24 protein-coding genes and 1 pseudogene are annotated in these 25,359 nt (G+C 49.2%); 12 read left to right on the top strand and 13 right to left on the bottom strand.

All coding sequences use genetic code 11. From position 1 onward, the window contains the following. Window positions 1–28: 28 nt before the first annotated feature. Entirely contained in the window at window positions 29–1,003 is a 975-nt protein-coding gene (gene ghrB, locus AACS80_RS07100; RefSeq protein ID WP_138183727.1) for a glyoxylate/hydroxypyruvate reductase GhrB, read from the top strand. A 48-nt stretch (window positions 1,004–1,051) separates the two neighbouring features. Here ghrB and AACS80_RS07095 read toward each other — a convergent pair whose 3' ends face one another. Beyond that, window positions 1,052–1,762 (bottom strand): DUF3053 domain-containing protein, encoded by a 711-nt coding sequence (locus AACS80_RS07095; RefSeq protein WP_130216260.1) that lies wholly within the window; start codon window positions 1,760–1,762, stop codon window positions 1,052–1,054. Window positions 1,763–2,181: 419 nt separating this feature from the next. On the opposite strand from AACS80_RS07095, the gene AACS80_RS07090 reads away from it, so the two are divergent. Continuing rightward, window positions 2,182–2,472: an HTH-type transcriptional regulator gene (locus AACS80_RS07090; protein ID WP_130216258.1), complete on the top strand. Its 291-nt coding sequence runs from the start codon at window positions 2,182–2,184 to the stop codon at window positions 2,470–2,472. A gap of 281 nt (window positions 2,473–2,753) precedes the next feature. Then, window positions 2,754–2,966 (top strand): transcription antiterminator/RNA stability regulator CspE, encoded by a 213-nt coding sequence (gene cspE, locus AACS80_RS07085; protein WP_000014594.1) that lies wholly within the window; start codon window positions 2,754–2,756, stop codon window positions 2,964–2,966. A 53-nt stretch (window positions 2,967–3,019) separates the two neighbouring features. On the opposite strand, the gene yidD is transcribed toward cspE, so the two are convergent. Then, a complete protein-coding gene (gene yidD / locus AACS80_RS07080) occupies window positions 3,020–3,409 on the bottom strand; it encodes a membrane protein insertion efficiency factor YidD (protein ID WP_135410548.1) in 390 nt (129 codons plus the stop codon). A gap of 109 nt (window positions 3,410–3,518) precedes the next feature. Between yidD and AACS80_RS23935 the strand changes: the two genes are divergently transcribed. Further along, window positions 3,519–3,590: a hypothetical protein gene (locus AACS80_RS23935; protein ID WP_395762618.1), complete on the top strand. Its 72-nt coding sequence runs from the start codon at window positions 3,519–3,521 to the stop codon at window positions 3,588–3,590. Here AACS80_RS23935 and hokA read toward each other — a convergent pair. From hokA to AACS80_RS07060, 4 genes are all read right to left on the bottom strand, one after another. Continuing rightward, the gene (gene hokA / locus AACS80_RS07075) at window positions 3,567–3,719 is read right to left on the bottom strand and encodes a type I toxin-antitoxin system toxin HokA (protein WP_001135725.1); all 153 of its coding nucleotides are present in this window, start codon (window positions 3,717–3,719) and stop codon (window positions 3,567–3,569) included. The genes AACS80_RS23935 and hokA overlap by 24 nt on opposite strands. Window positions 3,720–4,041: 322 nt before the next feature. Then, a complete protein-coding gene (gene glyS, locus AACS80_RS07070; protein WP_130216252.1) occupies window positions 4,042–6,111 on the bottom strand; it encodes a glycine--tRNA ligase subunit beta in 2,070 nt (689 codons plus the stop codon). A gap of 9 nt (window positions 6,112–6,120) precedes the next feature. Continuing rightward, the gene (glyQ, locus tag AACS80_RS07065; RefSeq protein ID WP_001168544.1) at window positions 6,121–7,032 is read right to left on the bottom strand and encodes a glycine--tRNA ligase subunit alpha; all 912 of its coding nucleotides are present in this window, start codon (window positions 7,030–7,032) and stop codon (window positions 6,121–6,123) included. A 94-nt stretch (window positions 7,033–7,126) separates the two neighbouring features. Continuing rightward, window positions 7,127–7,426 (bottom strand): YsaB family lipoprotein, encoded by a 300-nt coding sequence (locus AACS80_RS07060; RefSeq protein ID WP_130260113.1) that lies wholly within the window; start codon window positions 7,424–7,426, stop codon window positions 7,127–7,129. A gap of 174 nt (window positions 7,427–7,600) precedes the next feature. Here AACS80_RS07060 and wecH point away from each other — a divergent pair, with 174 nt between their 5' ends. Continuing rightward, window positions 7,601–8,596 carry an O-acetyltransferase WecH gene (gene wecH / locus AACS80_RS07055; RefSeq protein WP_135410549.1) on the top strand — a complete coding sequence of 332 codons (996 nt, stop codon included), beginning with the start codon at window positions 7,601–7,603 and terminating at the stop codon, window positions 8,594–8,596. Between the two features lie 36 nt (window positions 8,597–8,632). On the opposite strand, the gene yiaA is transcribed toward wecH, so the two are convergent. The 4 genes from yiaA to xylA form a co-directional block, all read right to left on the bottom strand. Next, a complete protein-coding gene (yiaA, locus tag AACS80_RS07050; RefSeq protein WP_135410550.1) occupies window positions 8,633–9,070 on the bottom strand; it encodes an inner membrane protein YiaA in 438 nt (145 codons plus the stop codon). 45 nt (window positions 9,071–9,115) lie between these two features. Beyond that, entirely contained in the window at window positions 9,116–9,457 is a 342-nt protein-coding gene (gene yiaB, locus AACS80_RS07045; RefSeq protein WP_135410551.1) for an inner membrane protein YiaB, read from the bottom strand. Window positions 9,458–9,623: 166 nt separating this feature from the next. Next, window positions 9,624–11,078, bottom strand: coding sequence for a xylulokinase (xylB, locus tag AACS80_RS07040; RefSeq protein WP_135410552.1), 1,455 nt, complete (start codon window positions 11,076–11,078; stop codon window positions 9,624–9,626). A 70-nt stretch (window positions 11,079–11,148) separates the two neighbouring features. Then, window positions 11,149–12,471 carry a xylose isomerase gene (gene xylA / locus AACS80_RS07035; protein WP_064527882.1) on the bottom strand — a complete coding sequence of 441 codons (1,323 nt, stop codon included), beginning with the start codon at window positions 12,469–12,471 and terminating at the stop codon, window positions 11,149–11,151. 366 nt (window positions 12,472–12,837) lie between these two features. On the opposite strand from xylA, the gene xylF reads away from it, so the two are divergent. From xylF to xylR, 4 genes and pseudogenes are all read left to right on the top strand, one after another. Beyond that, on the top strand, window positions 12,838–13,830 hold the full coding sequence (xylF, locus tag AACS80_RS07030; protein WP_130210040.1) for a D-xylose ABC transporter substrate-binding protein: 993 nt from the start codon (window positions 12,838–12,840) through the stop codon (window positions 13,828–13,830). A 77-nt stretch (window positions 13,831–13,907) separates the two neighbouring features. Beyond that, a pseudogene (locus AACS80_RS07025) lies at window positions 13,908–15,448 on the top strand (xylose ABC transporter ATP-binding protein). Next, complete coding sequence (xylH, locus tag AACS80_RS07020; RefSeq protein WP_130210036.1) at window positions 15,426–16,607, top strand: xylose ABC transporter permease XylH; 1,182 nt, start codon at window positions 15,426–15,428, stop codon at window positions 16,605–16,607. The pseudogene AACS80_RS07025 and the gene xylH overlap by 23 nt, the downstream one beginning before the upstream one ends. Before the next feature lie 77 nt (window positions 16,608–16,684). After that, a complete protein-coding gene (gene xylR / locus AACS80_RS07015; RefSeq protein ID WP_130210034.1) occupies window positions 16,685–17,863 on the top strand; it encodes a D-xylose utilization transcriptional activator XylR in 1,179 nt (392 codons plus the stop codon). A 128-nt stretch (window positions 17,864–17,991) separates the two neighbouring features. Here xylR and AACS80_RS07010 read toward each other — a convergent pair whose 3' ends face one another. Beyond that, window positions 17,992–18,816, bottom strand: coding sequence for a protein bax (locus tag AACS80_RS07010; RefSeq protein WP_032337158.1), 825 nt, complete (start codon window positions 18,814–18,816; stop codon window positions 17,992–17,994). A gap of 320 nt (window positions 18,817–19,136) precedes the next feature. On the opposite strand from AACS80_RS07010, the gene malS reads away from it, so the two are divergent. Both malS and avtA read left to right on the top strand, forming a co-directional pair. Continuing rightward, window positions 19,137–21,167, top strand: a complete 2,031-nt coding sequence (gene malS / locus AACS80_RS07005) for an alpha-amylase (RefSeq protein WP_138183726.1) — start codon at window positions 19,137–19,139, stop codon at window positions 21,165–21,167. A 174-nt stretch (window positions 21,168–21,341) separates the two neighbouring features. Then, window positions 21,342–22,595, top strand: a complete 1,254-nt coding sequence (gene avtA / locus AACS80_RS07000; protein WP_130260106.1) for a valine--pyruvate transaminase — start codon at window positions 21,342–21,344, stop codon at window positions 22,593–22,595. Between the two features lie 141 nt (window positions 22,596–22,736). On the opposite strand, the gene AACS80_RS06995 is transcribed toward avtA, so the two are convergent. Beyond that, the gene (locus AACS80_RS06995) at window positions 22,737–23,210 is read right to left on the bottom strand and encodes a 4Fe-4S binding protein (protein WP_130210026.1); all 474 of its coding nucleotides are present in this window, start codon (window positions 23,208–23,210) and stop codon (window positions 22,737–22,739) included. A 101-nt stretch (window positions 23,211–23,311) separates the two neighbouring features. Next, window positions 23,312–24,145, bottom strand: coding sequence for an IclR family transcriptional regulator YiaJ (gene yiaJ / locus AACS80_RS06990; protein WP_130260105.1), 834 nt, complete (start codon window positions 24,143–24,145; stop codon window positions 23,312–23,314). A gap of 214 nt (window positions 24,146–24,359) precedes the next feature. On the opposite strand from yiaJ, the gene yiaK reads away from it, so the two are divergent. Further along, window positions 24,360–25,358 carry a 3-dehydro-L-gulonate 2-dehydrogenase gene (gene yiaK, locus AACS80_RS06985; protein WP_130260104.1) on the top strand — a complete coding sequence of 333 codons (999 nt, stop codon included), beginning with the start codon at window positions 24,360–24,362 and terminating at the stop codon, window positions 25,356–25,358. The last annotated feature ends 1 nt before the right edge of the window (window position 25,359 follow it).

Below are 25,359 nucleotides of genomic sequence, written 5' to 3'. Positions count from 1 at the left end.
ATCGCCTTATCAGTGAATGGAGAGAAGCATGAAGCCGCCCGTTATCCTCTACAAAGCCTTACCTGATGATTTACTGCAACGCCTGCAAGCACATTTCACCGTTCACCAGGTGACAGATCTCACCCCACAGACCGTCGCGCAAAACGCGGAAATTTTTGCCGAAGCCGAGGGCTTGTTAGGTTCAAATGAAAATGTTGATGCCGTGTTGCTGGACAAAATGCCGAAACTGCGTGCCACATCAACTATCTCTGTAGGCTACGACAATTTCGATGTCGATGCGCTTACCGCCCGAAAAATCCTGCTAATGCATACGCCAACCGTATTAACGGAAACGGTGGCCGATACACTGATGGCATTGGTGCTGTGTACCGCGCGTCGGGTTGTCGAGGTAGCAGAACGCGTAAAAGCAGGCGAATGGACCGCGAGCATTGGCCCGGACTGGTACGGCAGCGACGTGCATCATAAAACACTTGGCATTGTCGGGATGGGACGGATCGGCATGGCACTGGCACAACGGGCGCACTTTGGCTTCAACATGCCTATCCTCTATAACGCTCGCCGCCACCATAAAGAAGCGGAAGAACGCTTTAACGCCCGTTATTGCGATCTGGATACGCTGTTACAAGAATCGGATTTCGTTTGCCTGATCCTGCCGCTAACTGAAGAAACGCATCACCTGTTTGGCGCTGAACAATTTGCCAAAATGAAATCCTCCGCCATCTTCATTAATGCAGGACGTGGACCGGTGGTTGATGAAAATGCACTGATTGCGGCATTGCAGAAAGGGGAAATTCACGCCGCCGGACTGGATGTCTTCGAACAAGAGCCACTGTCAGTAGATTCACCGCTGCTCTCAATGGCAAATGTCGTCGCAGTCCCACATATTGGTTCTGCTACTCATGAGACGCGTTATGGCATGGCCGCCTGTGCGGTGGATAATTTGATTAATGCGTTACAAGGGAATGTCGAGAAGAACTGTGTGAATCCGCAAGTCGCGGAATAACCGCGACTGCGTGAAGAAAAGCCCGAAAATCTCTCGGGCTTTTACTCTTTATTGGGTTGCAGTTACTGCTGCGGTCCAGGCCTGATTAAACGCCTGATGCTGTGCCGGTAATGGCGCAATCAGTTTGTTATATTCACTCGCCTGCTGCGAAGTCGGGAACTGAATGCCATTCGCCACAAAGCTTACCTGAGTACCCTGCTGGGAAATATAGTCACCAACCATTACCAGTTGTTGTGTAAAGGTTTGTGCCGCCGGAATCAACGGTTGTAACGCATCAGCGGGTGTCGTCACCACTTTGGTGAATGCCTGATCAAAGACCGGTTTCAGGTCATCAGTCTGTTTCAGCGCAGAGTGCGCAGCATCGGCCTGCAACTTCGCATTTTGTAGCTGTTGCGCCAGTACACCCAGCGAACCGTTCATTTCACGCAGTGGACCACTTTGCGTGACATAATCCTGTGGTACACGAATTGCGTTAACGCTGTCTACAACCGGACGCAGACCGGAATCCATCGCCTGATTCACCTGTTGGGAATAGCCATACAGAATCGCGTAATCAGAGACAAAAGGACCAAATTGTTTTTTCTGATCGGCAGTCAGGGTTGGTAGACGTTCACCGCTACGCATCACTGTATTCTGCAGGAAGTCGATAAACGCTTTACGCTGATCGCCTTCTTTATCAAAACACCCACTCAGGCTAACTACCATTAATAACGCCGCAAGAGGCGCAAACCAGCGAGAGCAGGACTTTCCTGTCGCCATTTTCTTACTCCTTTCACCCAAAAAAAGCGCACAACGACACACGCGTGTCTGACGTGACAAGGATAGTCCAGGACAAGCTTGCAAGATACCCTTTATGCATAATCTTCCTGGGAAAATGATGTAGAAAATGAAGGAAGGTTAATTTGTTGTTTCATTGTTAAAAACAGGCATTGCTATTGCGTTTTTTAGCCAGGACTTTACTTCTCTTAGGTAGGTGAAATTTTCGGAATCTTTACAATTCGGGATTCTGCGAAATATATCGGCATTAATCATATCGTTAGGCAACTATAAGTCACAGTTATTGATAAGCTGAATCGAATCACACTCCGGCTGCTTCCCGCTGAGTCAGTGTTTCCCGACTATTCTTAATGAGCTTCAATGCAATTCACGATCCCGCAGTGTGATTTGAGGAGTTTTCAATGGAATATAAAGATCCAATGCTTGAGCTGTTGAGCAGCCTGGAACAAATTGTTTTTAAAGATGAAACACAGAAGATTACCCTGACGCACAGACCTACGCCCTGTACCGAGATTGAGCAATTACGCAAAGGAACGGGGTTAAAAATTGATGATTTCGCCCGTGTTTTGGGCGTATCCGTTGCGATGGTAAAGGAATGGGAATCCAGACGAGTGAAGCCTTCCAGTGCTGAACTAAAATTAATGCGTCTGATTCAGGCCAATCCGGCATTAAGTAAGCAGTTGATGGAATAGAGTTTTATTAACTTTTTTGATGTTTACGGTCCTGATGACAGGGCCGTTTTCCGACCGATTAATCATAAATTTGAAAAATAATTGTTGCATCCACCTCCAATGCGTGGCTTAATGCACATCAACGGTTTGACGTACAGACCATTAAAGCAGTGTAGTAAGGCAAGTCCCTTCAAGAGTTATCGTTGATACCCCTCGTAGTGCACATTTCCTTTAACGCTTCAAAATCTGTAAAGCACGCCATATCGCCGAAAGGCACACTTAATTATTAAAGGTAATACACTATGTCCGGTAAAATGACTGGTATCGTAAAATGGTTCAACGCTGACAAAGGCTTCGGCTTCATCACTCCTGACGATGGTTCTAAAGACGTGTTCGTACACTTCTCTGCTATCCAGAACGATGGTTACAAATCTCTGGACGAAGGTCAGAAAGTGTCCTTCACCATCGAAAGCGGCGCTAAAGGCCCGGCAGCTGGTAACGTAACCAGCCTGTAATCTCTGCTTAAAAGCACAGAATCTAAGATCCCTGCCATTTGGCGGGGATTTTTTTATTGGAAAAACCGCTTTAAATGTAAAGAAGAACAGTCCCAGGAACAATCCAGATCCGGCACCGGGATGTGGCAATCACGACAGACCGCACCATCACACCCGGAACAATCACAATCATTACAATCATTACAATCATTATTCTTCTTTTTACGTATAACCTCGTTCAGGTGTTGCTTCTGCCTGATTGTCTGTGCCGCAAGTCGGCAATCTGCAAAACGCTGACGTATCTCGCCCCAACCTGCAATAACACCTTTCTGTTGAATAATCTCTTTGACTGCCCCCGAACATCCCTGCGTTTGGTACAACACACTGTAAGCACAGCGATATCCTTTGCGAGGAGAAAGATGTCGTTGATAAAGCATTATCAACAGTAAAAGCAGTTTATTCATGAAGGCTCCGAACCATTCCTGTTCTCAATAAAAAACCTATTTAATAGCTAAATCCACTCGTATTTTTTAAATAATATTCATCAGGGAAATAAATTAGGGTGCATTGAGAATACCCAACACCGTAAGAAAGGCGGGAATAACTTCCCGCCGAAGACTCTTACTCTTTCAAATTGCAGGCTAAAAATGCCGCCAGCTCATAACTCCCCTGTTTAATATGCAATTCACACAGTGAATCTCTTACCATCCAGGTGAAAAATAAAAGCGTGAAACAAATCACTATTAAAGAAAGTAATCCGTATTTTTGCGGCATTCCCAGCCTCCTGTGTTGATTTCCAACGAGTAAGAGGCTAACCTTATGTTGTTGAAGCATATAGGGGCCTCACTTTGATTTATAGTCAGGTGGGGCTTTTATCTATCTGCCTTTCGGTGAATACCTGAGACAAACAGTCTCAAGCACCCACAGCTATTCTAGCGTAATAAATTCTTTTCCTCTCCTTAATAAAATCCTAAAAAAATCTCATGAAATTAATATATGAGATAATTTTTATTCAGCAGAAGATTATTAAAGGTAGCTGTATTATTTAGCGATAAAAAAAGCCTGCCAGGTGGCAGGCTATTTAATAACAGCGTTATTACTGCAACAGCGAAATATCCGCAACGCGCAGGAACAATTCGCGCAGTTTTTCCAGCATGGTCAGGCGGTTGATACGCAGATCTTTATCATCAACCATGACCATCACTTTATCGAAGAAAGCATCTACCGGTTCACGCAACTCGGCCAGTTCGACCAGCGCATCCTGGTAACGACCTTCAGCAAAGTACGGCTCCAGTTTGTCGCGCAGCACCACAACCTGCATCGCCAGCTTAATTTCTTCCGGCTCTTTCAGGGTAGAGGCATTCACGCGATCGCTCAGCACTTCGTCAGATTTCGCCAGAATGTTAGATACACGTTTGTTCGCCGCCGCCAGTGCTGCCGCCGCATCCAGCGTACGGAAGTGCGATACTGCTTTCATACGAGCATCGAAATCTGCCGGACGAGTCGGACGACGCGCCAGTACCGCCTGGATGGTGTCAACGGTGTAACCTTCGTCCTGATACCAGGCGCGGAAGCGACCGAGCATAAAGTCGATAACGTCATCAACAACATTAGCGTTAGTCAGCTTATCACCGTACAAGCGCACCGCTTCTTCGGTCAGCGTTTGCAGATCAAGATTGAGATTCTTCTCAACGATAATACGCAGCACGCCAAGTGCGGCGCGACGCAGCGCAAACGGGTCTTTGTCGCCTTTCGGATGCTGACCAATACCGAAGATACCCGCCAGGGTGTCCATCTTGTCAGCAATCGCCAGCGCACAGGCCACCGGGTTAGACGGCAGGTCATCACCGGCAAAGCGCGGCTGATACTGCTCGTTCAGCGCAACAGCAACATCTTCCGCTTCGCCATCGTGACGCGCGTAGTGCATCCCCATAACGCCCTGGGTGTCGGTGAACTCGAAGACCATGTTGGTCATCAGGTCACACTTAGACAGCAGGCCCGCACGGGTTGCGTGGTTAACGTCAGCGCCAATCTGTTCAGCAATCCAACCAGCCAGTGCCTGGATGCGGTCAGTTTTGTCACGCAGCGTACCCAGCTGTTGCTGGAACAGCACGGTTTGCAGGCGCGGCAGGTTATCTTCAAGACGTTTTTTACGGTCAGTGTTGAAGAAGAACTCGGCATCAGCCAGACGCGGACGAACGACTTTCTCGTTACCGGAGATAATCTGCTGTGGATCTTTCGATTCGATGTTGGCAACGAAGATAAAGTTCGGCAGCAGTTTGCCGTCGTTCGCATACACCGGGAAGTACTTCTGGTCACCTTTCATGGTGTAAACCAGCGCTTCAGACGGCACAGCGAGGAATTTCTCTTCAAATTTCGCGGTCAGAACGACCGGCCACTCCACCAGCGAAGCCACTTCTTCCAGCAAGCTTTCGCTTAAGTCAGCGTTACCGCCAATCTTACGCGCTGCTTCTTCGGCATCGGCTTTAATCTTCGCCTTACGTTCTTCGTAATCGGCGATGACTTTCCCACGCTCACGCAGAATTTCCGGATACTGATCGGCGTTATCGATGGTGAATTCCGGCTCGCCCATAAAGCGGTGGCCGCGAATCACGCGATCGGACTGAATGCCCAGAATGGTTGCCGGAATAACTTTGTCGCCCAGCAGCAGGGTTACGGTGTGAACCGGACGCACGAAGTGTACGTCAGACGCGCCCCAGCGCATCAGTTTCGGGATCGGCAGTTTCGCCAGCGAAGTCGCAACCATATTCGGCAGCAGTGCTTCGGTACTTTCGCCTTTCACGTGGGCGCGATAAAGCAGCCATTCGCCTTTGTCAGTGGTCAGGCGCTCTGCCTGGTCAACGGTAATACCGCAACCACGCGCCCAACCTTCTGCCGCTTTGCTCGGCTTGCCTTCGGCGTCGAACGCCTGGGCAATTGCCGGGCCACGTTTTTCGATTTCGCGATCCGGCTGTGCTTCTGCCAGGTTAGCTACTTTCAGCGCCAGACGACGCGGAGCAGCAAACCATTGAACGGTGCCGTGTGCGAGGCCAGCGTTATCCAGCTCCGCAGTAAAGTTCGCAGCAAAGGACTCAGCCAGGCTGCGCAGTGCTTTTGGTGGCAGCTCTTCAGTGCCGATTTCCACCAGAAAAGTTTTCTCAGACATAGCCGCCTCTTACTTATCTTTGTTGCACATCGGGAAGCCGAGGGCTTCACGGGAAGCGTAGTATGCTTCTGCCACTGCTTTGGTCAGGGTGCGAATGCGCAGAATGTAGCGCTGACGCTCGGTGACGGAGATGGCTTTACGCGCATCCAGCAGGTTGAAGCTGTGGGCGGCTTTCAGAATACGTTCGTAGGCTGGCAGCGGCAGCGGATTTTCCAGCGCCAGCAGCTGCTGGGCTTCTTTCTCGTACTGCTCGAAGCAGGTGAACAGGAAGTCCACATCCGCGTATTCGAAGTTGTAAGTGGACTGCTCCACTTCGTTCTGATGGAACACGTCGCCGTAGGTGGTTTTACCCAGCGGGCCGTCGCTCCAGACCAGGTCGTAAACGCTGTCTACGCCCTGAATGTACATTGCCAGACGTTCCAGACCGTAGGTGATCTCGCCGGTAACCGGTTTACACTCCAGACCACCAACCTGCTGGAAGTAAGTGAACTGTGTCACTTCCATGCCGTTCAGCCACACTTCCCAGCCCAGCCCCCAGGCACCCAGCGTCGGGTTTTCCCAGTTATCTTCCACGAAACGGATATCGTGGATAGTCGGGTCCATGCCCAGCTCTTTCAGAGAACCGAGGTACAGCTCCTGAATATTGTCCGGCGATGGCTTAATCACCACCTGGAACTGATAGTAGTGCTGTAAACGGTTGGGGTTTTCGCCGTAGCGACCATCGGTCGGGCGACGAGAAGGCTGAACATAAGCAGCCGCCATCGGTTCTGGCCCCAGCGCGCGCAGACAGGTCATTGGGTGAGAGGTTCCCGCGCCGACTTCCATGTCCAATGGTTGAACAATGGTGCAGCCCTGGCGAGCCCAGTAATCCTGTAAGGTCAGGATCAAGCCCTGGAAGGTCCTGGTATCAAACTTTTGCATATTATTTCGTGCTGGATACGTGTGGATTTAAAGGAAGGGATCAGTATACCCGCTGGATGGAAGATATACAGTACGAAACGGGAAAAAGCAGGGCTTAACGCATGGAAAGATGCAAAAAATGGCCATCTGCGTCAAAAGAACAGACAAACTGCTCTTTCCGGAAGGTATAACCTCGCATTTCGTAGCTTCCCTGGAACTGTTCAAAGGCAGTGACGTCGATTTTTTGCTCACCGGTGTTATAACGTTTTGCTGCCTGACCCTTGCACAATGCTTCCATATTCAATGAACGCAGCGGCTCAACCTTTACCCGCTGTGCTTTCTGCTCGGGTGGCGGTGTCGAGCATCCCACTAACACAATAAGTACCATTGCTGGAAAGAAAGAGTTCATCATCATTAAATTACCGTCTTATTTGCAGGTGAGTCTTATTATTAATATCGGTATAGTGGCTGAATCTAACGAATTTCCTCAAGCCTCTATAAGCTGTAGAGATAAAACTCGGATTATTCCAGTGCACCAGCTGAATGATTTATCGGTCAGACCTTTTTTTAACCAGTTACAGAGACACAGATGCAGCCCAAAATTTATTGGATTGATAACCTGCGAGGGATAGCCTGTTTAATGGTGGTGATGATTCATACCACCACCTGGTATGTAACCAACGCCCATAGCGTTAACCCCGTAACCTGGGATATCGCGAATGTTCTAAATTCTGCCTCCCGTGTCAGCGTGCCGCTATTTTTCATGATTTCCGGCTATCTCTTTTTTGGCGAACGTAGTGCCCAGCCGCGTCATTTCTTGCGCATTGGCTTATGCCTGCTGTTTTATAGTGCCATTGCGTTGATCTACATTGCGCTTTTTACCGTTATCAATGTGGAGTTAGCGCTGAAAAACCTGCTACAAAAGCCTGTGTTTTATCACTTATGGTTTTTCTTCGCGATTGCGGTGATTTATCTGGTTTCGCCGCTGGTTCAGGTGAAAAACGTTAGCGGTAAAATGTTGCTGGTACTCATGGTGGTGATTGGCATCATCGCTAACCCAAACACAGTGCCACAGAAGATCGACAGCTTCGAATGGCTACCGATTAACTTATATATCAATGGCGATACTTTTTACTACATCCTGTATGGCATGTTGGGCCGCGCCATTGGCATGATGGATACGCAACATAAATCACTGTCGTGGGTGAGCGCCACGCTGTTTGTTGCGGGGGTATTTATTATCTCTCGCGGGACATTATATGAATTACAGTGGCGAGGAAATTTTGCCGATACCTGGTATCTCTATTGCGGACCGATGGTTTTTATCTGTGCAATCGCGTTACTGACGCTGGTAAAAAATACGCTGGATACACGCACTGTTCCCGGGCTTGGGCTGATATCACGCCATTCTTTAGGTATATACGGGTTCCACGCATTGATTATCCATGCGCTGCGTACCCGGGGGATTGAGCTTAAAAACTGGCCAATACTGGATATTATCTGGATCTTCTGCGCCACGCTGGCCACAAGCTTATTACTTTCTGTGCTGGTGCAACGAATCGACCGCAACAGATTAGTAAGTTGAGCAAAAGCCCGGTCACACTGACCGGGCTTACAAGGATTATTCGCTATATTCTTCCTGAACAACCACAGTTTCTTTTGATGGATTAACTCCAGCATCACGAATATTCTTCTGCACTGCTACTGCACCAAACAAACTTAAAAAGAAGGCCAGACCATAAAACCCTTTTTCGCTGAGTAATAATGTTGCATTCCACAGACCAACTATCAGTAATGCAACAGAAATGATAAAGACAACCAGACAGGTCATATAATAAATGGATGTAGTGGGAATGCCTTCATATTTGTCCCGCACAGTTTTTTGATAAGATGCGGCTGAAAATAGTCCTAGCACCAGAACAGCAAAGTAATATCCTTTTTCATTTAACTGCATTTCCGCATTCCATAGCCCTAATAAATAGGTAACAATACCGCCGCCAAGCGCTATCCATGACACAATGCTAAATGCTGGAGAATAGGTTGATATTTTGTTTTCCATCACAGTATTCCTTTCATTCCTGAATGTGTAAGAGCTTTATGTTGCTCATGCCGAGTGAAACAAACGCATTTGACCAAACAAGCAGACAAAAAAGGCGATGGGGTAGATCACCATTTCATAAGCATTGATAGGTGCATTTAAAACACCGATAAACAACAGACCGATGGTGATTAACGCAACTAACTGGCAGATGCGAATAAACATGTCATCCAGTTGCCCGATTTTTTCAGCACGAAGATAAGCATAATTGCTAAACGTTCCCGTCATTAACACGCCGAGAAAATAGCCTTTGCCGCTTAACAATGGGCATGAGATCCATAGCCCAACCAGATAAACCAACGCCCCGACAACGAATAATAGTTTTGCCACAGTCTTTGAGGTTTTCATAATGATCTCCGTATCTACCAGCGATACATTACGATTAACCAACGAAAGACAAAACTGAAAAATACCATTAACAAATGATTTTCAGAATAAATTCATATTGAATACTAATGAATTGATAATTTATATAGACAGGAATTATCCCTGCCCGGTCAGGCAGGGGATAAGTTTACGCCATTAGTGGCAGAAGTTGCTGGTAGAGACGACGGAATGTTTCGCGTCGTGGCTGATAAGCGGCATGATGCTGCGCGTTCGGCATATGCGACTGCTCTAACGGCAGTTGCGGCAACAATTCACTGAGTGATTTATCTGGATTCACCGCAATCTGCGCCAACCTTGCTGCGCCCAGAGCAGGTCCTACATCACCACCCGTGCGGTAATCCAACTGCTGACCGCTGATATCCGCCAGCATCTGACGCCAGTACTCACTACGCGCTCCACCACCAATCAGGGTAATACTTTGCGGTTTAATACCGCAGGCGTGCACGACATCCATGCCGTCGGCCAGCGCATAACCCACGCCTTCCAGCACTGCTCGCGCCAGTTCATTAGGGCCGTGTTGATGGGTCAGGCCAAAGAAAACCCCCTTCGCCTGTGGATTATTGTGCGGGGTACGCTCGCCGGAAAGATAAGGCAAAAACCAGATTGGCTCGGCACTTTCATCTGCCTGTTGCGCAGCTGTAATTAAGGCTGGAACATTGCTCAGGCCGGTTAATTTCGCGGCCCAATCCAGACACGATGCCGCACTCAACATCACCGACATTAAATGCCAACGCTGTGGTAATGCATGGCAAAAGCTGTGTACAGCGCTTTCCGGCTTGCTTAAGAACCCTTCACTCACCGCAAAATAAACACCAGAAGTTCCCAGCGACAGCATTGCCTGGTTGGCATCAACCATACCCACACCAACCGCGCCAGCCGCATTATCGCCGCCGCCCGCGACAACGGGCACTGCCGCCATTCCCCATGCTTTTGCCACCTCGGGTAGCAAAGTCCCAGTAACTTCACTGCCTTCGTATAATGCTGGCATCTGGTCACGGGACAGCTGGCAAGCTTGCAGCATGACATCACTCCAGTCACGCTTCGCGACATCCAGCCACATGGTGCCTGCCGCATCTGACATATCACTGGCAAACTCTCCGGTCATACGCAGACGCAAATAATCTTTTGGCAATAAAACTTTGTCTACCTGACGGAGTATATCTGGCTCATGGCGTTGCACCCACAGCAGCTTAGGCGCGGTAAATCCGGGCATCATCAGGTTGCCGGTTATAGCGCGCGAATCCGGGACTCGTGCTTCAAGCAAAGCGCACTCTTGCGCACAGCGCCCGTCATTCCACAAAATCGCTGGACGTAATACCTGCTGCCGAGCATCAAGTAACGTTGCTCCGTGCATCTGTCCGGCAATACCTAACGCCTTAACCTCTTGCAAAGAACATTGTCGCGCAAGTGTTCTCACTGCACGATCAGTTGCCTGCCACCACTGTTCCGGGTCTTGTTCCGACCAGAGGGGATGTGGGCGCGAAACGGTTAGTTTTTCTGTTTGTGAAGCAATTACCTCACCCTGTTTGTTGAGCAGAATGACTTTCACGCCCGATGTGCCAAGATCTATCCCGATATACATAGCGATCGTTCCTTAAAAAATGCCCGGTATCGCTACCGATAACCGGGCCAACGGACTGCACAGTTAGCCGTTATTTGTCGAACAGATAATGGTTTACCAGATTTTCTAACTGCTCCTGGCGACCACTCTGATGCACCGGTGCAAGATTATGTTCCTGGGCATATTTTGCTAAATCCGCCAGTGACATTTGGCCTTTCAGAATTTGCTGGCCCAGTTCGCTATTCCAGCCGGAATAACGTTGCGCTACGCGTTTATCCAGCTCACCGTCTTCAATCATGCGTGCTGCAATTTTCAGCGCCAGTGCCATCGTATCCATCGCGCCAATATGACCGTAGAACAGGTCATATTTATCGGTGCTCTGACGACGTACTTTGGCATCGAAATTCAAACCACCGGTGGTAAAACCGCCCGCTTTGAGAATTTCATACATCACCAACGCATTTTCTTCCACGCTGTTCGGGAACTGGTCGGTATCCCAGCCCAACTGCGCGTCACCACGGTTAGCATCGACAGAACCGAACAGACCAAGCGCAATGGCGGTGGCAATTTCATGGTGGAAAGAGTGACCCGCCAACGTTGCATGGTTTGCTTCAATATTCAGTTTAATCTCTTTTTCCAGGCCAAACTGCTTCAGGAAGCCGTAGACCGTCGCGGCATCGTAATCATATTGATGTTTGGTCGGCTCTTGCGGTTTCGGTTCGATAAGCAGGGTACCCTGGAAACCGATTTTATGTTTATGCTCAACCACCATCTGCATAAAGCGGCCAATCTGTTCACGCTCCTGACGCAAATCGGTATTCAGCAGCGTTTCGTAACCTTCGCGACCGCCCCACAACACATAGTTTTCACCACCCAGTTTATGCGTCGCTTCCATCGCCGTAACGACTTGTGTTGCTGCCCAGCTGAAAACTTCCGGGTCGGGATTCGTAGCTGCGCCCGCACCATAACGTGGGTTAGTAAAGCAGTTAGCGGTTCCCCACAGCAGTTTCACGCCGCTCTCTTCTTGTTTACCTGCCAGCACATCGACCATTTGCGCAAAGTTATTGATGTACTCTTTTAACGATGCGCCTTCCGGGGAAACGTCCACATCGTGGAAGCAATAAAAAGGCACATGTAATTTGTGGAAAAACTCAAATGCAACATCTGCTTTACGCTTCGCCAATGCCAGCGCCTCGCCAGGTTGCTGCCAGGGACGGTTAAACGCGCCTACGCCAAACATATCCGCCCCGTTCCAGCAGAAGGTGTGCCAGTAGCAAGCAGCAAAACGCAAATGGTCTTCCATACGCTTACCCAACACCAATTCGTCGGGGTTGTAGTGACGGAATGCTAACGGGTTAGAGGATTTCGGGCCTTCATAACGAACGCGATCGAGCTGGTCAAAATAAGCTTGCATAATGAACTCCATAATCAGGTAATGCCGCGGGTGATGGATGATGTCGTAATATTGGGCACTCCCTTTAAGTTGCTCAATTATGTTATTTCACACTGCTATTGAGATAATTCACAAGTGTGCGCTCGCTCGCAAAATAAAATGGAATGATGAAATTGGGTAATTACTCGAAGAGAAAAATGCAACAAATTCGATTAACCAACAAAAATAAGATCTCGGTCATAAATCAAGAAATAAACGAAAAATCGTAATCGAAAGATAAAAATCTGTAATTGTTTTCCCCCATTTAGTTGCTAAAAATTGGTCACGTTTAACGCGGTGATTGTTACTTTTTAAAGCTACCCTCTAACAAAAGAAGGCCTCTGAACCATGAAAATAAAGAACATTTTACTCACCCTGTGCACCTCACTTCTGCTAACCAACGTTGCGGCACATGCTAAAGAAGTCAAAATTGGTATGGCTATTGATGATCTCCGTCTTGAGCGCTGGCAGAAAGACCGGGATATTTTCGTGAAAAAAGCTGAATCTCTCGGCGCAAAAGTATTTGTGCAGTCTGCAAATGGCAACGAAGAAACTCAAATGTCGCAGATTGAAAACATGATTAACCGGGGAGTCGATGTTCTTGTCATTATTCCGTATAACGGACAGGTATTAAGTAACGTTGTAAAAGAAGCAAAACAAGAAGGCATTAAAGTATTAGCTTACGACCGCATGATTAATGATGCTGATATCGACTTTTATATTTCTTTCGATAACGAAAAAGTGGGCGAACTACAAGCAAAAGCGCTGGTCGATATCGTCCCGCAAGGAAATTATTTCCTGATGGGCGGCTCTCCGGTGGATAACAACGCTAAGCTTTTCCGCGCCGGGCAAATGAAAGTATTAAAACCTTACGTCGACTCCGGGAAAATTAAAGTCGTAGGCGACCAATGGGTTGATGGCTGGTTACCAGAAAACGCGCTGAAAATTATGGAAAACGCGTTGACCGCCAACAATAACAAAATTGACGCTGTTGTTGCTTCTAACGATGCTACTGCTGGCGGGGCTATTCAGGCATTAAGCGCGCAAGGTTTGTCAGGGAAAGTCGCCATTTCCGGTCAGGATGCGGATCTCGCCGGCATTAAACGTATTGCTGCGGGTACGCAAACCATGACGGTGTATAAACCGATTACTCTTCTGGCAAATACTGCCGCGGAAATTGCCGTTGAACTGGGTAACGATCAACAACCTAAAGCAGATACCACGCTGAATAATGGGCTGAAAGATGTTCCATCCCGCCTGCTGACACCTATTGATGTGAATAAAAACAATATCAAAGACACGGTGATTAAAGACGGTTTCCACAAGGAGAGCGAGCTTTAAGCGTTACGTCCCTGTCGACAACGGGGACGTGATTTCTCTCCATGCCGCATGAACTGATTGGCTTAGGTGGAGTCGTTATGTCTTATCTACTTGAAATGAAGAGCATTACCAAAACTTTCGGCAGCGTAAAGGCGATAGATAACGTCAGTTTACGGCTAAATGCTGGTGAGATCGTCTCACTTTGCGGTGAGAACGGTTCTGGTAAATCAACATTAATGAAAGTGCTATGCGGAATTTATCCCTTTGGCAGTTACGAAGGCGAAATTACTTTTGCTGGTGAAGTAATACAGGCAAGTCACATCCGCGATACCGAACGCAAAGGTATTGCCATCATTCACCAGGAATTAGCATTGGTGAAAGAGTTGACCGTGCTGGAAAATATCTTTCTTGGCAATGAGATAACACGCAATGGGGTCATGGATTATGACCTGATGACGCTACGCTGTCAGAAACTGTTAGCGCAAGTCAGCTTATCCATTTCACCAGATACCCGCGTGGGTGATTTAGGGCTTGGGCAACAACAACTCGTTGAAATTGCCAAGGCACTAAATAAACAGGTGCGTTTATTAATTCTCGATGAACCAACAGCCTCATTAACTGAGCTGGAAACCACAGTTTTACTGGATATTATTCGCGATCTGCAACAACACGGCATCGCATGTATCTATATTTCTCACAAGCTCAACGAAGTCAAAACGATTTCCGACACAATTTGTGTTATTCGCGACGGTCAGCACATAGGTACGCGTGATGCAGCCGGAATGAGCGAAGACGATATTATCACCATGATGGTTGGGCGAGAATTAACGGCACTGTACCCAAACGAACCACATACCACTGGCGATGAAATATTACGCATAGAACATCTGACGGCATGGCATCCGGTTAATCGTCATATTAAACGGGTTAACGATGTCTCGTTTTCCCTGAAACGTGGCGAAATACTGGGGATTGCTGGACTGGTCGGCGCTGGTCGCACCGAAACTATTCAATGCCATTTGGCGTTTGGCCCGGACAATGGGAAGGGAAAATCTATATTGATGGCAAACAAGTGGATATTCGTAATTGCCAGCACGCCATCGCCCAGGGTATTGCAATGGTGCCAGAAGATAGAAAGCGTGATGGCATCGTTCCGGTAATGGCAGTTGGTAAAAATATTACCCTCGCCGCACTCAGTAAATTTACCGGGGGTATTAGCCAGCTTGATGATGCCGCAGAGCAAAAATGTATTCTGGAATCAATCCAGCGACTCAAAGTGAAAACGTCGTCTCCGGAACTTGCTATTGGACGTTTAAGCGGCGGCAATCAACAAAAAGCGATCCTGGCACGCTGTCTGTTACTCAACCCGCGCATTCTCATTCTTGATGAACCTACCAGGGGTATCGATATTGGCGCGAAATACGAGATCTACAAATTAATTAACCAACTCGTCCAGCAGGGTATCGCCGTTATTGTCATCTCTTCTGAATTACCTGAAGTACTTGGTCTTAGCGATCGCGTACTGGTGATGCATGAAGGAAAACTAAAAGCCAACCTGATAAATCATAACCTGACTCAGGAGCAGGTGATGGAAGCCGCATTGAGGAGCGAACATCATGTCGAAAAGCAATCCGTCTGAAGTGAAATTAGCCGTACCGACATCTGGTGGCTTCTCTGTGCTGAAGTCACTGAATTTACAAGTCTTCGTGATGATTGCAGCAATCATCGCCATCATGCTGTTCTTTACCTGGACTACTGACGGCGCCTATTTAAGCGCCCGTAACGTCTCCAACTTGCTGCGCCAGACCGCGATTACCGGCATCCTTGCGGTAGGGATGGTGTTCGTCATAATTTCTGCCGAAATCGACCTCTCGGTCGGCTCGATGATGGGGCTATTAGGCGGCGTCGCCGCTATCTGCGACGTCTGGTTAGGCTGGCCTCTGCCGCTCACCATTATTGTGACGCTGGTTCTGGGCCTGCTTCTCGGCGCATGGAATGGTTGGTGGGTCGCGTACCGCAAAGTGCCTTCATTTATTGTCACTCTGGCGGGCATGTTGGCATTTCGCGGCATCCTCATTGGCATCACCAACGGTACGACGGTTTCCCCCACCAGCGCCGCGATGTCACAAATTGGACAGAGCTATCTACCCGCCAGCACCGGTTTCATTATTGGCGCGCTTGGCTTAATGGCTTTTGTCGGCTGGCAGTGGCGTGGAAGAATGCGCCGACAAGCTTTGGGTTTACAGTCTCCGGCATCTACAGCGGTGGTCGGTCGCCAGGCTTTGACCGCCATCATCGTATTAGGCGCAATCTGGCTACTGAATGATTACCGTGGCGTTCCTACTCCTGTCCTGCTGCTGACGTTGCTGTTACTCGGCGGCATGTTTATGGCAACAAGGACAGCTTTCGGGCGGCGCATTTACGCTATTGGTGGCAATCTGGAAGCGGCGCGACTCTCCGGGATTAACGTAGAACGCACCAAACTTGTCGTGTTTGCTATCAACGGTTTGATGGTGGCCATCGCGGGGTTAATCCTCAGTTCACGGCTTGGCGCAGGCTCGCCTTCTGCCGGTAATATCGCCGAACTGGATGCCATTGCAGCCTGCGTGATTGGCGGCACCAGTCTGGCTGGCGGCGTAGGGAGTGTTGCAGGGGCTGTGATGGGGGCATTCATCATGGCTTCGCTGGATAACGGCATGAGTATGATGGATGTTCCGACCTTCTGGCAGTATATCGTCAAAGGTGCGATTCTGTTGCTGGCAGTATGGATGGACTCCGCAACCAAACGCCGTTCCTGATTTTGATAAAAATTTTCTCAAAACCGGTAACGTGTTGCCGGTTTTGAGTTTTTGCATGATTCAGCAGGAAAAGAACCATGTTTACTAAACGTCACCGAATCACATTACTGTTCAATGCTAATAAAGCCTATGACCGTCAAGTTGTAGAAGGTGTGGGGGAATATTTACAGGCGTCACAATCGGAATGGGATATTTTCATTGAAGAAGATTTCCGCGCCCGCATTGATAAAATCAAGGACTGGTTAGGAGATGGCGTTATTGCCGACTTTGACGATAAACAAATCGAGCAAGCGTTGGCTGATGTCGACGTCCCCATTGTCGGGGTTGGCGGCTCGTATCACCTGGCAGAAAGCTATCCGCCCGTACATTACATTGCCACTGATAACTATGCGCTGGTTGAAAGCGCATTTTTGCATTTAAAAGAAAAAGGCGTTAACCGCTTTGCTTTTTATGGTCTGCCGGAGTCGAGTGGCAAAAGATGGGCAGCCGAACGCGAATATGCTTTTCGCCAGCTTGTTGCCGAAGAAAAGTACCGTGGTGTCGTTTATCAGGGACTGGAAACTGCGCCAGAAAACTGGCAGCACGCGCAAAACCGGTTGGCCGACTGGTTGCAAACGCTGCCACCGCAAACCGGGATTATTGCCGTTACTGACGCCCGGGCGCGGCATATTCTGCAAGTTTGCGAGCATCTGCATATTCCCGTACCGGAAAAATTATGCGTAATTGGCATCGATAACGAAGAGCTGACCCGCTATCTTTCTCGCGTCGCGCTTTCTTCGGTTGCCCAGGGTGCACGGCAAATGGGCTATCAGGCGGCAAAACTTCTGCATCGGTTGTTAGATAAAGAAGCGATGCCGTTGCAGCGGATTTTGGTCCCGCCAGTACGCGTCATTGAACGACGTTCTACGGATTACCGTTCGTTGACCGACCCGGCTGTTATTCAGGCCATGCATTACATCCGCAATCACGCCTGCAAAGGGATTAAAGTGGATCAGGTACTGGACGCTGTCGGCATATCACGCTCCAATCTTGAGAAGCGTTTTAAAGAAGAGGTGGGCGAAACCATACACGCAATGATTCATGCCGAGAAGCTGGAGAAAGCGCGCAGCCTGCTAATTTCAACAACCTTATCAATAAACGAGATATCGCAAATGTGCGGTTATCCATCGTTGCAATATTTCTACTCTGTATTTAAAAAAGCATATGACACAACGCCGAAAGAGTATCGCGATGTAAACAGCGAGGTCCTGCTGTAGCAGGAGGAGAAAAGCCGCCAGGCATGATAAGACGCGCCAGCGTCGCATCAGGTAACGCAGCACAACCACCTGATGCGAGCAAAAGCCTTATCCGACCAACAAGTCGGATAAGGTTCGAGGGAATGCAATTACATATGCGCAGCGATTAACCGCTGGTTATCCTGGTACATCGCGAACAGGTAGTTGTTATAACTCTGTCCCTTCGTTGAATAACCTTTCAGCTTGTGAATCATCGCTGTGGCGGTGACTTCCTGATCAGCTTTACGCAATTGTGCACGTGATTTACGGAACGAAGCGTACGCCGGGTGCGTATTCAGGTTAGTGACATAGGCGCTCACCGATTCTTTGACAGAACTGAACTGTGAGTAGCCTTTCACTTTACCCGGTGCATTGGTACAACGCCCTTTCATGCACTTCATGCCAAACAGGTTGTTGTTGTTACGCGCCAGCTTCGACGTACCCCAACCACTTTCTGCCGCAGCCATCGTCGCCACCATACTGGTCGGGATAATGTCTACGCGTTCAAGCAGCGTATTCCACGGGATTTTTCGTGTATTACCAGACCACTTCACCTTATAGCGTTTGGCGATGTCTTTCAGACGCGCACGCTCTGCAGGCGACCATTGGCCCTGGTACTGTTTTGAAATCAGCCAGTTACGTTCCGCCGTAATGGCAGCATTTTGGCTGGTAATGTAAGGCATTACGGTCCGGAGAAACGCTTTTTTCCTTGGTGTTCCGGAAGGGTATTTTCGCAAATCAGGAAGTGAACTGCTCTTTGCACTATTGCGAGAATACTCTTGTTTACTGCTTACCTGTTTATTACTAGCTTTGGTTATGTGGGACTTTTGACTCGCTGTTGTCGTGTGCGTTTTCGCTAACACCTCACTCGAAAACATCAGAGTGAGTAACATAAGAATCATCGCCCCATATCGTCGTATGGGAGTCAAAATCATCAGTTCTCCTGGTCGGATTTAATCATTCCAACACCTTATATTTTTCACAAATTTGAGAGTTGAATCTCAAATCATATCAAAAATAGCTGTCAAGAGCACCCCAAGGAATAGTCCAAATCTGAAACTATGTCACGTGTTAACCGTTCAGATTGGCGCTAAATCGCAGAAAATGTGGGGTTTATCGCAAAAAATAAGCTTAAATCTCAGGTGAAATACTCCCCCTTTCGTCTCATCCTGGCGCAATCCTCATCAGGGAGGAGTTTTACCCGTATTATCACTGGCAAACTGGTGAAATTCGCAGCAACAAGGACTCATCCGTTATGAAACTTGCCGCCTGTTTTCTGATACTCCTGCCCAGTGTTGCCATTGCCGCCAACTGGACATCTCAGGGATTTCCCACCTTTGCTGAACAAAGTGCAGGAACATTTGTTAGTCATGCCCAGCTGACCAAAGGTACGCGACCGCTGACGCTAAATTTTAACCAACAATGCTGGCAGCCTGCGGATGCGATAAAACTCAATCAGATGCTTTCTCTCAGACCTTGCGACAGCACGCCCTCTCAGTGGCGATTGTTCAGGAACGGTGAATATACGCTGCAAATAGATACCCGCTCCGGCACACCAACGTTGATGATTTCGGTCCAGAACACCACCGAACCGGTAGCGAACCTGGCTCGTGAATGCCCCAAATGGGATGGAAAACCACTGACGCTTAATGTCAGCGGCACTTTCCCGGAAGGTACGGTAGTCCGGGATTATTACAGCCAGCAAATCGCGACGGTGAAGAACGGCCAAATAACGTTACAACCTGCCGCCACCAGTAACGGCTTGCTACTGCTGGAACGGGCAGAAACTGCCACATCCGCCCCCTTCAACTGGCATAACGCCACGATTTACTTTGTACTAACAGACCGTTTCGAAAACGGCGATCCCAGCAATGACCAGAGCTACGGACGTCATAAAGACGGCATGGAGGAAATTGGCACTTTCCACGGCGGTGATTTACGCGGCCTGGCCAACAAACTGGATTATCTCCAGCAGCTGGGCGTCAATGCTTTATGGATAAGCGCCCCATTTGAGCAAATTCACGGCTGGGTCGGCGGCGGTACAAAAGGCGATTTCCCACATTATGCCTACCACGGATATTACACACAGGACTGGACGAATCTTGATGCCAATATGGGCAACGAAGCCGATCTACGGACGCTGGTTGATAGCGCGCATCAACGCGGTATCCGCATTTTGTTTGATGTAGTGATGAACCACACCGGCTATGCCACGCTGGCGGATATGCAGGAGTTTCAGTTCGGCGCGTTATATCTTTCTGGTGACGAGCTGAAAAAAACGCTGGGCGACCACTGGAGCGACTGGAAACCTACCGCCGGGCAAACCTGGCATAGCTTTAACGATTACATTAATTTCAGCGACAAAACAGGCTGGGATAAATGGTGGGGGAAAAATTGGATCCGTACCGATATCGGCGATTACGACAATCCTGGATTCGACGATCTCACCATGTCGCTAGCCTTTTTGCCGGATATCAAAACCGAATCAACTACCGCTTCTGGTCTGCCGATATTCTATAAAAACAAACCGGATACCCACGCCAAAGCCATTGACGGCTATACGCCGCGCGATTACTTAACCCACTGGTTAAGCCAATGGGTCCGCGACTACGGTATTGATGGTTTTCGGGTCGATACCGCCAAACATGTTGAGTTGCCCGCCTGGCAGCAACTGAAAACTCAGGCCAGCGCCGCACTTCGCGAATGGAAAAAAGCTAACCCCGAGAAAGCATTAGATGACACACCTTTCTGGATGACCGGCGAGGCCTGGGGCCATGGTGTAATGCAAAGCGACTACTATCGCCACGGATTCGACGCGATGATCAATTTTGATTATCAGGAACAGGCGGCGAAAGCGGTCGATTGCCTGGCGCAGATGGATACCACCTGGCAGCAAATGGCCGAGAAATTGCAAGATTTCAATGTGTTGAGCTATCTCTCCTCGCATGATACCCGCTTGTTCCGCGAAGGGGGCGACAAAGCAGCAGAGTTATTGTTACTCGCGCCAGGTGCAGTGCAAATCTTTTACGGTGATGAATCCTTACGTCCGTTCGGTCCCACCGGTTCTGATCCCCTACAAGGCACACGTTCTGATATGAACTGGCAGGATATCAGTGGTAAATCTGCCACCAGCGTCGCGCACTGGCAGCGCATCAGTCAGTTCCGCGCACGGCATCCAGCCATTGGCGCAGGCAAACAAACGGCGCTTTCGCTGAAGCAGGGCTACGGATTTGTCCGTGAACACGGCGACGATAAAGTAATGGTCGTCTGGGCGGGGCAACAGTAACTTTTCCGGCTTCCCGTGCGGCAGTACGTCGGGAAGCCACCCAGACTAAAATACCATCCTAACCGAAAACCACAGCATAAAGTGTCAATCCACCGTCAACAGCGTGATTTGCACCCTGGCAAATGTAGCGTTATTGTTACCTTCCTTGCTACAGAGTTCGACAGATATCCCGCTATGACATTCTCCCTTTTTGGTGACAAATTTACCCGCCACTCCGGCATTACGCTGCTGATGGAAGATCTGAACGACGGTTTACGCACGCCCGGCGCGATTATGCTCGGTGGCGGCAATCCGGCGCAGATCCCGGAAATGCAGGATTACTTCCAGACACTGCTGACCGACATGCTGGAAAGCGGTAAAGCAACGGATGCGCTGTGCAATTACGACGGCCCGCAAGGAAAGACGGAGCTACTGTCGCTACTTGCCGGGATGCTACGTGAGAAACTAGGTTGGGATATCGAACCACAGAATATTGCACTAACAAACGGTAGCCAGAGCGCGTTTTTCTACTTATTTAACCTGTTTGCCGGACGCCGTGCCGATGGCCGGATCAAAAAAGTACTGTTCCCGTTGGCACCGGAATACATTGGCTACGCGGATGCCGGGCTGGAAGAGGATCTGTTTGTTTCTACGCGTCCGAATATCGAACTACTGCCAGAGGGCCAGTTTAAATATCACGTCGATTTCGAACATCTGCGCATTGGCGAAGAGACGGGGATGATTTGCGTCTCGCGACCGACGAACCCAACAGGTAATGTGATAACCGATGAAGAGTTGCTGAAGCTGGATGCGCTGGCGAATCAGCACGGGATCCCGCTGGTGATTGATAACGCCTATGGCGTCCCGTTCCCGGGCATCATCTTTAGCGAAGCGCGCCCGCTGTGGAATCCGAATATCGTGCTATGCATGAGCCTTTCCAAGCTGGGTCTGCCAGGTTCGCGCTGCGGCATTATCATCGCCAATGAAAAAATCATCACCGCCATCACCAATATGAACGGCATTATCAGCCTCGCGCCTGGCGGCATTGGTCCGGCGATAATGTGTGAAATGATTAAGCGTAACGATCTACTGCGCCTGTCAGAAACGGTCATCAAGCCGTTCTATTACCAGCGTGTTCAGGAGACTATCGCTATCATTCGCCGCTATTTACCGGAAGATCGCTGCCTGATTCATAAACCCGAAGGGGCAATATTCCTCTGGTTATGGTTTAAGGATTTGCCGATTACCACCGAGCAGCTCTATCAGCGCCTGAAAGCGCGCGGCGTGCTGATGGTGCCGGGCCACAACTTCTTCCCAGGGCTGGATAAACCGTGGCCGCATACACATCAATGTATGCGCATGAACTACGTACCAGAGCCGGAGAAAATTGAGGCGGGTGTGAAGATTCTGGCGGAAGAGATTGAACGCGCCTGGGCTGAAAGCCATTAAAAATTGCCTGATGCGCTGCGCTTATCAGACCTACATAATTTCTGCAATCAATTGAATTTGTAGGTCGGATAAGGCGTTTACGCCGCATCCGGCATAAACAAAGCGCACAATTCCGGCGTTGAATAACGCCGGAAAAACGTTTCAAACAGGCTGCTGCTGTAGCCGCTGACGCTGGATTTTCTCGACATCCATACATTGCAACGCCTGTGTCGGGCAGGCTTCAACACAGGCCGGTCCCGTCGCCCGATGCCAGCACAGATCGCACTTAATCGCCCTCGCCTTTTTGCGCGCCGAAACCACCTCCATCGCACCAAACGGGCAAGCCAGCATACAGCTTTTACAGCCAATACAACGTGATTGTTCAACAAAGATATGCCCATGTTCGCGGCGAATCGCCTCCACAGGGCAGACATTCGCACACGGAGCATCTTCACACTGATGACAGGCTACTGCAGTGGTCCAGGTATGGTCTTTGATGACTCGAATTCGCGAAATAAACTCGCCCGGCGACAACGCAGAGCAATCCTGATTTTCCTGATGCGACACCGCGCAAGCCACTTCACAGGTACGGCAACCGATACATTTCGTCGCATCCGCAATAATAAACCGGTTCATGATCACTCCTTTGCACTAAAACAGCAGAGTGCCAGAGAGCACCCCTCTACTGCTTTGATCCAACGAAGGAAATGTTAAAGTTTTGTCACCTGTCTAAAGCGTTATGTGATTGCACTCTGGTCGTCTCTGACAGTAAATCCCAGTTCATTAGAGATGGCCTGAGCGGTTTCACGCAGTGGTTTCAGAAGATTCTTCTCCCCTACCTGTTTCAACCGTGATGTCGAAAGCGAAATCGACACGGCATACGGCACCCGTCGATGAATATCAAATACCGGAACAGCAATACAGGAGACACCGAGCTCATTTTCTTCTCTGTCCATCGCTACTCCGCTTTCACGAATGTGCGCCAGTTCGTCGAACATCGCAGGTAACTCGGTAATGGTATTGCGGGTTAACGGCTGGATTTCATTCTGATGGCTTTCCCAGTACGACTTCACGTAGTCCGGGTGACCAAACGCCATGTAGACCTTGCCCATTGCGGAACAGTAGAGCGGCATATGCTGACCAATATAGGCGCGAGTACGCAGCATACCCGTGGTGGGTTCCAGTTTATAAATCAAAATAGCGTGATCATCTTCGCGACTGGAGAAATTAATGGTTTCGCCGGTGGCGATGTTGAGCGTCTCAAGATGCGGGGCTGCGATATGAATGATATTCAGCGAAGACAAAGCCTTTTGACCGACGGCAATAAATTTGGTGGTCAGGCGGTAACTCCCTGCGGCAGGCGCGGTGGTCACATAGCCACAGGACTGTAATCCCTGCAATAAACGATGGACGGTACTTTTGTTTAAACCTGCCAGTTCTGAGAGATGCGCCAGTGGGCAACCGTTTGGATAGTTACTCAAAATCTCAATCAGCATCAACCCACGAAACAGGCTCTGACTTCCGGCTGGACGCTCTTTTTCCTGTGCCATCTCGTTCTCATTTTTTCCCATCGCTTTTTCCCCATTTTGTCGCGTCCTGATGGTAGCGCAAAGTGTGTCGTAGTTCACGATCTCGACAGATAATTTATAACATTTTGATTTATATGATTTTTGAAAATCATGGCGCGGATTGCTTTGTTAAAAAGCGATCGATATATTTGAAATCAAATTTCGCATAGTGGAATTTTAAGCTAAAAAAGCGTTCAAAAAAACAAGGAAGCCAGGGATGAAAGTGACATTTGAGCAGTTAAAAGCGGCCTTTAATCAGGTCTTAATTTCACGTGGCGTTGGCAGCGAAACTGCCGATGCCTGCGCGGAAATGTTCGCCCGCACCACCGAGTCCGGCGTTTATTCCCACGGTGTAAATCGTTTCCCCCGTTTCATTCAACAACTGGATAACGGCGATATCATTCCTGACGCCCAACCCAAACGCGTGACCAGCCTCGGTGCGATTGAGCAGTGGGACGCTCAGCGCTCAATCGGCAACCTGACGGCGAAAAAGATGATGGATCGCGCCATCGAACTGGCTGCCAGTCACGGAATTGGCCTGGTGGCGTTACGTAACGCCAATCACTGGATGCGCGGCGGCAGCTACGGCTGGCAGGCGGCGGAAAAAGGCTATATTGGCATTTGCTGGACCAACTCCATCGCCGTGATGCCGCCGTGGGGCGCAAAAGAGTGTCGCATCGGCACTAACCCGCTGATCGTAGCCATTCCTTCCTCACCCATTACGATGGTCGATATGTCGATGTCGATGTTTTCCTACGGCATGTTAGAAGTTAACCGCCTGGCAGGTCGTCAGCTCCCGGTAGATGGTGGCTTTGATGATGAGGGCAATTTGACCAAAGAACCTGGCGTTATCGAGAAAAATCGCCGCATTTTGCCGATGGGCTACTGGAAAGGTTCGGGCATGTCGATTGTGCTGGATATGATCGCTACTCTCCTTTCTGATGGCGCATCGGTTGCTGAAGTCACCGAGGATAACAGCGACGAATACGGCATTTCGCAAATCTTTATCGCCATTGAAGTAGACAAACTGATCGAAGGCACCACCCGCGACGCCAAGCTGCAACGCATCATGGATTACGTTACCACCGCCGAACGCGCTGACGAAAACCAGGCTATTCGTTTACCCGGACACGAATTTACTACTTTGCTGGCAGAAAACCGCCGTAACGGTATTACCGTTGACGACAGCGTATGGGCAAAAATTCAGGCGTTATAAG

The sequence above is a fragment of the Escherichia sp. E4385 genome (assembly GCF_963883145.1).
In the GTDB taxonomy this organism is placed as follows: domain Bacteria; phylum Pseudomonadota; class Gammaproteobacteria; order Enterobacterales; family Enterobacteriaceae; genus Escherichia.
The sequence above is the reverse complement of the archived record's forward strand: the minus strand, read 5'-3'. Positions and strand labels throughout refer to the sequence as shown.